At 68.2% G+C, this 8,912-nt stretch carries 4 protein-coding genes and 1 pseudogene; all 5 read left to right on the top strand.

The window, feature by feature from the left end:
* Window positions 1–192: pseudogene (locus tag AC0662_RS11900) on the top strand (RluA family pseudouridine synthase); the annotation flags it as partial.
* 200 nt (window positions 193–392) lie between these two features.
* A complete protein-coding gene (locus AC0662_RS11895) occupies window positions 393–2,723 on the top strand; it encodes an ATP-binding protein (RefSeq protein WP_478300170.1) in 2,331 nt (776 codons plus the stop codon).
* 98 nt (window positions 2,724–2,821) lie between these two features.
* On the top strand, window positions 2,822–4,483 hold the full coding sequence (locus tag AC0662_RS11890; RefSeq protein ID WP_478300168.1) for a glycoside hydrolase family 13 protein: 1,662 nt from the start codon (window positions 2,822–2,824) through the stop codon (window positions 4,481–4,483).
* A 173-nt stretch (window positions 4,484–4,656) separates the two neighbouring features.
* A complete protein-coding gene (dnaE, locus tag AC0662_RS11885; RefSeq protein ID WP_452194353.1) occupies window positions 4,657–8,205 on the top strand; it encodes a DNA polymerase III subunit alpha in 3,549 nt (1,182 codons plus the stop codon).
* Window positions 8,206–8,251: 46 nt separating this feature from the next.
* Window positions 8,252–8,908, top strand: coding sequence for a hypothetical protein (locus AC0662_RS11880; RefSeq protein ID WP_452194352.1), 657 nt, complete (start codon window positions 8,252–8,254; stop codon window positions 8,906–8,908).
* Window positions 8,909–8,912: the final 4 nt, after the last annotated feature.

Genomic DNA, 8,912 nt, shown 5'->3' with positions numbered 1-8,912 from the left:
ACGCACCAGATCCGGGTCCACATGTCCGCGATCGGCCATCCGTGCTGCGGCGACCTCACGTACGGTGCCGACCCGGTCCTCGCCGAGCGCCTCGGTTTCACCCATCCGGGCAGCGGCGAGTACGTCGAGTTCACCTCGCAGTACCCCGATGACCTGGACCACGCCCTCGACCTCCTGGTCGACACCCAGTAGGAACTCCGGGATACGTAGACAGATCCGTAGGTCTCCCGATGGCTGGGCGGGTCCCGGTCGGCACTCTTGCTGTGGCGTCCCCTCACCGCCCGGCCCCTCCTACCGGGCGGCCGCCTGACCGGTGGACCCGGCGTCCTGAGACCCCTGCTCGGCGCTGGGTCCGCCGTTCCAACTGCTGTGACCCCGTCCTACGCTGAGGCATGGCGGAGTCGAAGCCCGCGGTACCGGCCCGGGGGCGGCTGCCGGCCGAGCTGACGAGTTTCGTCGGACGGCGTAGCGAACTGGCGGACACCAGACGGTTGCTGTCGAGCACCCGGTTGCTGACGCTGACCGGTGTCGGTGGGGTCGGCAAGACCCGGCTGGCCTTGCGGATGGCGGCAGAGGTACGACGGACGTTCGCCGACGGAGTCTGGTTCGTCGAGCTGGCGGCCCTCCACGATCCGGCGCTGCTCGGGCACACGCTGGCCGGGGCGCTCGAGCTGAGCCAGGTCTCGGCGAACCCCACCGCCGATCTGGCCGAGTACCTCGAGGACAAGCAACTGCTGCTCGTGCTCGACAACTGCGAGCAGCTCGCCGAGCCGTGCGCCGTACTCGTGAGCAAGTTGCTCGCGGCGGCACCCGAGGTTCGGATGCTCGTGACCAGCAGGCATGTCCTGGGTGTCGAGGGTGAGCTGGTGCATGTGGTGCCGCCGCTGTCGACACCACCGGAGGATGCCTCGCCGGCCGAGGCCGACCAGTACGAATCACCTCTGCTGTTCACCGATCGGGTCCGGGCCGGGCTGCCCGGGTTCACGATCGACGACACCAATCGTGCCCAGGTGATCGAGCTGTGCCGGTGGCTGGACGGCCTGCCGCTCGCTCTCGAACTGGCGGCCGTCTGGACGCGGACGCTCACCTTGCCGGAGATCCTCGATCGGATCGAGGACCGCTTCCGCCTGCTGTCCACCGGCAAGCAGGCGGCACCTCCCCGCCAGCAGGCGCTGGAGGCTGCTATCGGTTGGAGTTACGACCTGTGCTCGCCGACCGAGCGCATGCTGTGGGAGCGGTTGGCGGTGTTCTCCGGCGGATTCGATCTCGAGGGTGTCGAGCAGGTCTGCTCGGGCGACGAGATCGAGCGGGACGACGTGGTCGACCTGGTCGCCGCTCTGGTGAACAAGTCGATCATCGCCCGGGCCCTGTCGGCCCACCCCTCGGTCGCCAGGTACGACATGCTCGGAGCCATCAGCCAGTACGGCCGTGAGCGGCTCGCCGAGGTAGGACGGCTCCGGGAGTTCGAGGCCCGTCATCGCGACCACTACCGCACACTGGCCAGGCAATGGGAGGCGGACAGTTTCAGTCCGCGCCAGGCCGACTGGTTCCTGCGGATGCGCCGGGAACACGAGAACCTCCGGGCGGCGCTCGACTTCTGCCTGAACACCGAAGGTGAGGCCGCCGTCGCGCTGGAGATCGCGGCGCCGCTGTGGAACTACTGGATCGCCGGTTTCCTTCGCGAGGCGCTGCGGTATCTCCTCCGGGCCCTCGACGCGGCGCCCGAGCAGACTCCGGCGCGGGCCCGAGCGCTGTGGACCGCGAGCTACTTCGCGATGTTCCTCGGTGAGGCCGAGCAGTTGGGCCCGCTGCTGGCCGAGTGCGAGGAACTTGCCGAGCGGTACGACGACGACCTGCTCCGGGCCGAGATCGCGGAAGTGACTGGACACGCGTTGTTGCACGACGGCGACCTTGCCGCGTCGAGCGCCAAGCTCGAACAAGCATTGGCGGGCTACCGAGCGGCCGGTCACGATCTCGGTGAGTTCGACGCCCTGATCCTGCTGGCGGCGACGAACTTCTTCCTCGGCGATCCGCGGGCGGAGGAGTTCAGCCGGGCTGCCTACACGCTGGCGGACAGCCACGGCGCGGCTTCGTCGAAGGCCTACGCGTTGCGAGGGCTCGGCCTGGTGCTCTGGCGCGACCAGGAGCGGTTCGAGGAGGCGATCGACGCGTTTCGGACCGCGATCCGGTGGTGGCAACCGCTGAACGACCGGACCGGCATCGGGTTCGGCCTGCAGGCCTTGTCCTGGTGCGTCGCGTCGCTCGCGCCCGACAGGTATGCGGCCAGGCTGATGGGTGCGTCCTGGGCGGCCTGGCGGTCAAGCGGTGCCCACATCGACGAGACGACGCCGTACAGCCGGTTCGATGCGCAGGCCGGGGCGCGCATCCGGCTCGCCATCGGTGACGCGGCGTACGACGAGGCGTTCGCGCGGGGAACGACGTACTCGTTCGAGCAGGCAGTCTCGCTCGCGCTGGGGCAGGACACCGAGCACGACCGATCTGCGGGTCCGGGGATGTCCGGGCGGTTGACCCGGCGCGAGCACGAGGTCGCGGTGCTGATCGGCGAGGGTCTGAGCAACCGCGAGATCGCGGCCCGTCTCGTCATCTCCCCGCGCACGGCCGAGACCCACGTCGAGCACATCCTCGGCAAGCTCGGCTTCAACTCCCGCACCCAGGTCGCCCGGTGGGTCGTCGACCATCCGGATCGCCAGGTACCTAGGTAGCCAGATCCGTAGGTGTCCCGATGCCCGTGGCGTCCGGATCGTGAATCGTTGGCTGGCAGCGATGCCCCCTCCCTCGCACGTTACGAAGGCCCCTCCCGATGTCCGCCGAACCCTGCCGCCCACCGAGTCCCTCATGCAGCACGAGCGACTGGTGGCGAAGCGCTGTTGTCTACCAGGTCTACGTCCGCAGTTTCGCCGACTCCGACGGTGACGGCATCGGCGACCTGGACGGCGTCCGAGCCCGGCTGCCGTACCTGCGCAGTCTGGGTGTCGACGGCCTGTGGCTGAACCCGTTCTATCCGTCACCGCAGCACGACCACGGGTACGACGTCTCCGACTACCGCGGCGTCCACCCGGAGTACGGAACGCTCGAGTCCTTCGACCGGCTGATCCGGGACGCGCACCTGCTCGACCTCAAGGTCATCGTCGACGTAGTGCCGAACCACTGTTCCGTCGAGCACTCCTGGTTTCTCGACGCGCTCGCGGCCGGCCCGGACAGTCCGGAGCGCGCCCGGTTCCACTTCGCCGACGGTCTGGGGGAGTACGGCGAGTCGCCGCCGAACAACTGGCGGTCCATCTTCGGCGGTTCCGCGTGGCAGCGGGTCACCGACCGGCAGTGGTACCTGCACACGTTCGCGGCCGAACAGCCGGACTTCAACTGGCGGCACCCGGACGTCTCGGCGTACTTCGAGGAGGTACTGCGCTTCTGGCTGGATCGGGGTGTGGACGGTGTGCGGATCGACGTGGCGCACGGGCTGCACAAGGCGGACGGACTGCCGGACCACGAGCATGCCGGGCACGACGAGCTCACCGGCGATCCGGTCAACCCGTACGCCTGGAACCAGCCGGAGGTGCACGACGTGTGGCGCAGTTGGCGAGCGATCGCGGACGAGTACGCCTGGCGGACCGGTCGCGAGCGGGTCCTCGTCGGCGAGGTCGGCCTGCTGGACGCCGAGCAGCTCGCGCAGTACCAGCGTCCGGACGAGCTGCATCAAACCTTCTTCTTCGAGTTCCTCCGGGCGGAGTGGGACGATCAGGGACTGCGTGACGTGATCGACCGGGGTCTCGGGACGTTCACCGGATCCGGGTCGTCGGTGGCTTGGGTCCTGAACAACCACGACATGCCGAGGTCGGTCACCCGGTATGCCGGCGGCGCACCGGGTGAGGGACCCGGTGATCTCACCCTCGGCCTGGCCAGAGCGCGTGCCGCGGCTCTGCTGATGCTGGCGTTGCCGGGGTCGTCGTACCTCTACCAAGGCGAGGAGCTGGGGCTGCCGGAGGTCACGGACCTCCCGGAGCATCAGCTGGCCGATCCGATGTTCCACCGCAGTGGTGGTGTCCGGCGCGGGCGGGACGGTTGCCGGGTGCCGCTGCCGTGGACGGCGGCCGACACCTCGTTCGGGTTCTCACCGGACGGCACCCGAGGGACAGCGTGGCTGCCCCAGCCGGACTGGTTCGCCGACCATGCGGCGGATCGGTTGCTGGCCAGCGGCGACTCGATGCTGCACCTCTATCGCGAGGCACTGGCCTTGCGGCACCGGATCCCGGCGCTGGCGTCCGGCGATCTGACCTGGCTGCCATCGGAGCCCGGCGTACTCGCGTTCACGCGTGGCGACGGATTCGCCTGCGTCGTCAACTGCTCGTCGCGCCCGGTCTGCAGCCCGGCCGGCGGCTCCCTCCTTCTCGCGAGCGACCCTGACACCGGCGAGAAGGTGCCCCCGAACAGTGCCATCTGGACTCTCCTGCCAGGCGGCACGTGAACCGGCTGACCTGGCGTCCCTGAGCCCCCTGCTCGGCGCCAGGTCGGCCCCACCATTGTGACCGGATAGCGGGCGCCGGGGGCCGTGCGCGGTGAGCCGATTCAGAACTGTCCACGGCGCCGCATACGCTGTGTCGGTCCACCTCGTTCACGCCCTGGGAGGTCTGCGTCGATATGGCGTCCAGTGACAGCTTCGTCCACCTGCATGTCCACACCGAGTACTCGATGCTGGACGGCGCCGCGCGGATCGACGAGTTGTTCAAAACCGCCCAGGAGGCGGGGATGCCGGCCCTCGCGACCACCGACCACGGCTACGTGTTCGGGGCCTACGAGTTCTGGAAGACCGCGAAGAAGTACGACGTCAAGCCGATCATCGGCGTCGAGGCGTACCTGACACCGCAGACCCACCGCACCGAGCGCAAGCGGATCCGCTGGGGCGACGCGAGCAACAGCGGCGACGACGTCTCCGGTGGCGGTTCGTACACGCACATGACGCTGCTCGCCAAGAACACCGGCGGGATGCACAACCTGTTCAAGATGGCGTCGCTGGCGAGCCTCGAGGGCTACTACTTCAAGCCCCGGCTGGACCGCGAACTGCTGCAGACCTACGGCCAAGGCCTGATCGCGACCACCGGGTGCGTGGGTGGCGAGGTGCAGACCCGGCTGCGGCTCGGGCAGTACAAGGAGGCCGTCGAGGCGGCGGCCGAGTTCCGGGACATCTTCGGCGCGGAGAACTTCTACTGCGAGGTGATGGACCACGGCATCGAGATCGAGCGCCGGACGCAGCAGGACCTGCTGCGGCTGGCGAAGGATCTGAACCTGCCGCTGCTCGCGACCAACGACCTGCACTACACCCACCAGGCGGACGCAACTTCGCACGCCGCGCTGTTGTGCGTCCAGTCGGCCTCGACGCTCTCGGATCCGAACCGGTTCAAGTTCGACGGCAACCAGTTCTACCTGAAGACGCCGGCCGAGATGCGCGAGGTCTGGAAGGAGCTCCCGGAGGCGTGTGACAACACGCTGCTGATCGCGGAGCAGTGCGATGTCGGCTTCACCGAGGGCGAGGGCCGGTTCATGCCGCGCTTCCCCTGCCCGGAGGGGCACAACGAGGAGTCCTGGTTCGTCTCCGAGGTCGAGACCGGTCTGCACCACCGCTACCCGGCCGGGATCCCCGACGACGTCCGTAAGCGCACCGACTACGAGATCGAGGTCATCGTCTCGAAGGGGTACGCCGGGTACTTCCTGGTCGTCGCCGACTTCATCAACTGGGCGAAGGCGAACGGTATCCGGGTCGGTCCGGGCCGTGGTTCCGGTGCCGGTTCGATGTGTGCGTACGCGATGAAGATCACCGACCTGGACCCGCTGCTCCACGGTCTGTTCTTCGAGCGCTTCCTGAACCCGGAACGGATGTCGATGCCGGACTTCGACATCGACTTCGACGACCGTCGCCGCCCCGAGGTGATCCGCTACGTCACCGAGAAGTACGGCGACGACCGGGTCGCGATGATCGTCACGTACGGCACGATCAAGGCCAAGCAGGCGATCAAGGACGCCGGCCGGGTGCTGGACTACCCGTTCGCCATGGGTGACCGGATCACCAAGGCGATGCCGCCCGCGGTGATGGGCAAGGACGTCCCGTTGTCGGGCATCTTCGACCCGCAGCACAAGCGGTACTCCGAGGCCGGCGAGTTCCGCGGGCTGTACGAGTCCGATCAGGACGTCCGCAAGATCGTCGACACCGCCCGCGGCCTGGAGAACCTGAAGCGCCAGTGGGGTGTGCACGCGGCCGGCGTGATCATGTCCAGCGAGCCGCTGATCGACCTGATCCCGATCATGCGCCGCGAGCAGGACGGCCAGGTCATCACCCAGTTCGACTACCCGAGCTGCGAGACGCTCGGCCTGGTCAAGATGGACTTCCTGGGTCTGCGGAACCTGACGATCATGGACGACGCGGTCAAGAACATCGAGGCCGCGCACGGGATCCAGATCGACCTGGACAAACTGAGCAAGGACCTCGACGACAAACCGACGTACGACCTGCTGGCGCGCGGTGACACGCTCGGCGTGTTCCAGTTCGACGGCGGGCCGATGCGGGCGCTGCTGCGGCTGATGAAGCCCGACAACTTCGAGGACATCTCCGCGAGTACGGCGCTGTACCGGCCGGGCCCGATGGGTGCGAACAGCCACACGAACTACGCGCTCCGGAAGAACGGCCTGCAGGAGATCAGCTACCCGCACCCCGAGCTCGCCGAGCCGCTGGAGCCGGTGCTCGGTGTCACCTACGGCCTGATCGTGTACCAGGAGCAGGTGATGGAGATCGCCCAGCGCCTGGCCGGCTACTCGCTCGGCAAGGCGGATCTGCTCCGCCGCGCGATGGGCAAGAAGAAGCGCGAGGTGCTGGACGCGGAGTACGTCGGCTTCTCCGAGGGCATGAAGGACAACGGGTACTCCGAGGCGTCCATCAAGGCGCTCTGGGACATCCTGCTCCCGTTCTCCGACTACGCGTTCAACAAGGCACACTCGGCGGCGTACGGACTGGTCTCGTACTGGACCGCGTACATGAAGGCCAACTACCCGGCGGAGTACATGGCCGCCGTCCTGACGTCCGTGAAGGACGACAAGGACAAGATGGCCATCTACCTGAACGAGTGCCGCCGGATGGGCATCAAGGTGCTCCCGCCGGACGTCAACGAGTCGGACTCGAACTTCACCCCGGTCGGCACCGACATCCGCTTCGGCCTGTCCGCGATCCGCAACGTCGGCGTGAACGTGGTCGCCGAGATCGTTGCGGCCCGCGAGGAGAAGGGCCGGTTCGGCGACTTCGTCGACTTCATCGACAAGGTGTCGCTGCCGGTCTGCAACAAGCGCGTGATCGAGTCGCTGGCCAAGGCCGGCTCGTTCGACTCGATGAACCACGCCCGGCGGGCGATCGTCGCGGTGCACGAGCAGGCCGTCGACGAGGCCATCGACCTGAAGCGGAACGAGGCACACGGCCAGTTCGACCTGTTCTCGATGGGCGACGACGACGCCGACGAGGGCGAGGGCAACAGCCGGCTGACCGTCACCGTTCCCGAGATCGAGGAGTGGGACAAGGCGACCAAGCTCGCGCACGAGCGCGACATGCTGGGGCTGTATGTGTCCGACCACCCGCTGTTCGGTGTCGAGCACGTGCTCACCAACGGCTCGGACTGCACGATCGGTCAGCTGCTGGCGGACGAGGACCGTCCGGACGGCAGCCGGGTGACGATCGGCGGCCTGGTCACCGCCGTACAGCGGAAGGTGAACAAGCGCGGCGACATCTACGCGATCGTCACCATCGAGGACCTCGAAGGTTCGATCGAGGTGATGATGTTCTCCTCGGCGTACCAGTTGCACGCGCACCTGCTGAGCAACGACGCGATCATCCTGATGAAGGGCCGGGTACGCCGTCGTGAGGACCGGCTCGAGCTGAGCGGCGACGAGGTTGTGGTGCCGGACCTGACCGAGGGACCGAGCGGCCCGGTGGTGATCACGATGCCGGTCACGCGCTGCACCCAGCCGGTCGTCGACCAGTTGCGCGACGTCCTGCAGTCGCACCCGGGGATGACCGAGGTCCAGCTCCGGCTGCAGGCGCGGCAGAAGACCACGGTGATGCGGATCGGTGATCGCTTCCGGGTGACGCCGACCTCGGCGCTGATGGCCGACCTGAAGGCGCTTCTCGGTCCGTCCTGCCTGGCCGGCTGACCGGCCCAGCGGACCGGATCTGGAACCGATGCGTCACACTGTCGACGTGAGTCAACCGCAGTCTCCCCAGCCTTCGTCGCAGCCGTCACAGCAGCCGGCAGCGCACCCGTCTCCGTACGGGGCGCCGCCGTCGAGCAACCTGTTCGGGGCGCCGCCGGCCGCCGAGCCGGCGATGCCGTGGGCGAAGGCGATCCTGGTGACCGTGGTGGTGTTCCTGGCCGCCGGTGTGGTGGCCGGCTGGGCGTGGCAGCAGTTCTCGCCGCTGGCGAAGTACACCGTGGACGAGCAGGGTGGCGCGCTGGGTGAGGAGCAGATGACCCGGATCTTCGGGCCGGACGGGACGTTCACCGCGATCGGGTTCGTCGCCGCGATCGTGCTCGGGGCGGCGCTGTTCTGGTGGCTGCGGAACTACGGTCCGTGGTCGGTGGCGATCGTTGCCCTCGGCGCCTGCCTCGGGTCCGGCGTCTGCTGGGGTGTCGGCATGCTGCTCGGGCACGATCCGCTGAAGCCGCGGCTGCAGGCGGCGCACCCGGGTGACCTGGTCCCCGCGCCGCTCGAGCTGCACACCTGGACGCCGTTGCTCGCCTGGCTGGTCGGCGCGGCGCTGGCGTGCGCGATCATCGCGGCCACGACCTGGCGGGCCGACCCGGTTGCAACCACTTCGCAACCTGCTGCGTCAGAGCCTGCACCGCCGGTCCACTAGCCTT

The sequence above is a fragment of the Kribbella sp. NPDC043289 genome (assembly GCF_056436705.1).
The sequence above is the reverse complement of the archived record's forward strand: the minus strand, read 5'-3'. Positions and strand labels throughout refer to the sequence as shown.

What these genes read in the sequence shown, in the direction of transcription:
- dnaE (WP_452194353.1), top strand. Translation starts at nt 4,657, where the DNA reads ATGGCGTCCAGTGACAGCTTCGTCCACCTGCATGTCCACACCGAGTAC.
- AC0662_RS11890 (WP_478300168.1), top strand. Translation starts at nt 2,822, where the DNA reads ATGTCCGCCGAACCCTGCCGCCCACCGAGTCCCTCATGCAGCACGAGC.
- AC0662_RS11895 (WP_478300170.1), top strand. Translation starts at nt 393, where the DNA reads ATGGCGGAGTCGAAGCCCGCGGTACCGGCCCGGGGGCGGCTGCCGGCC.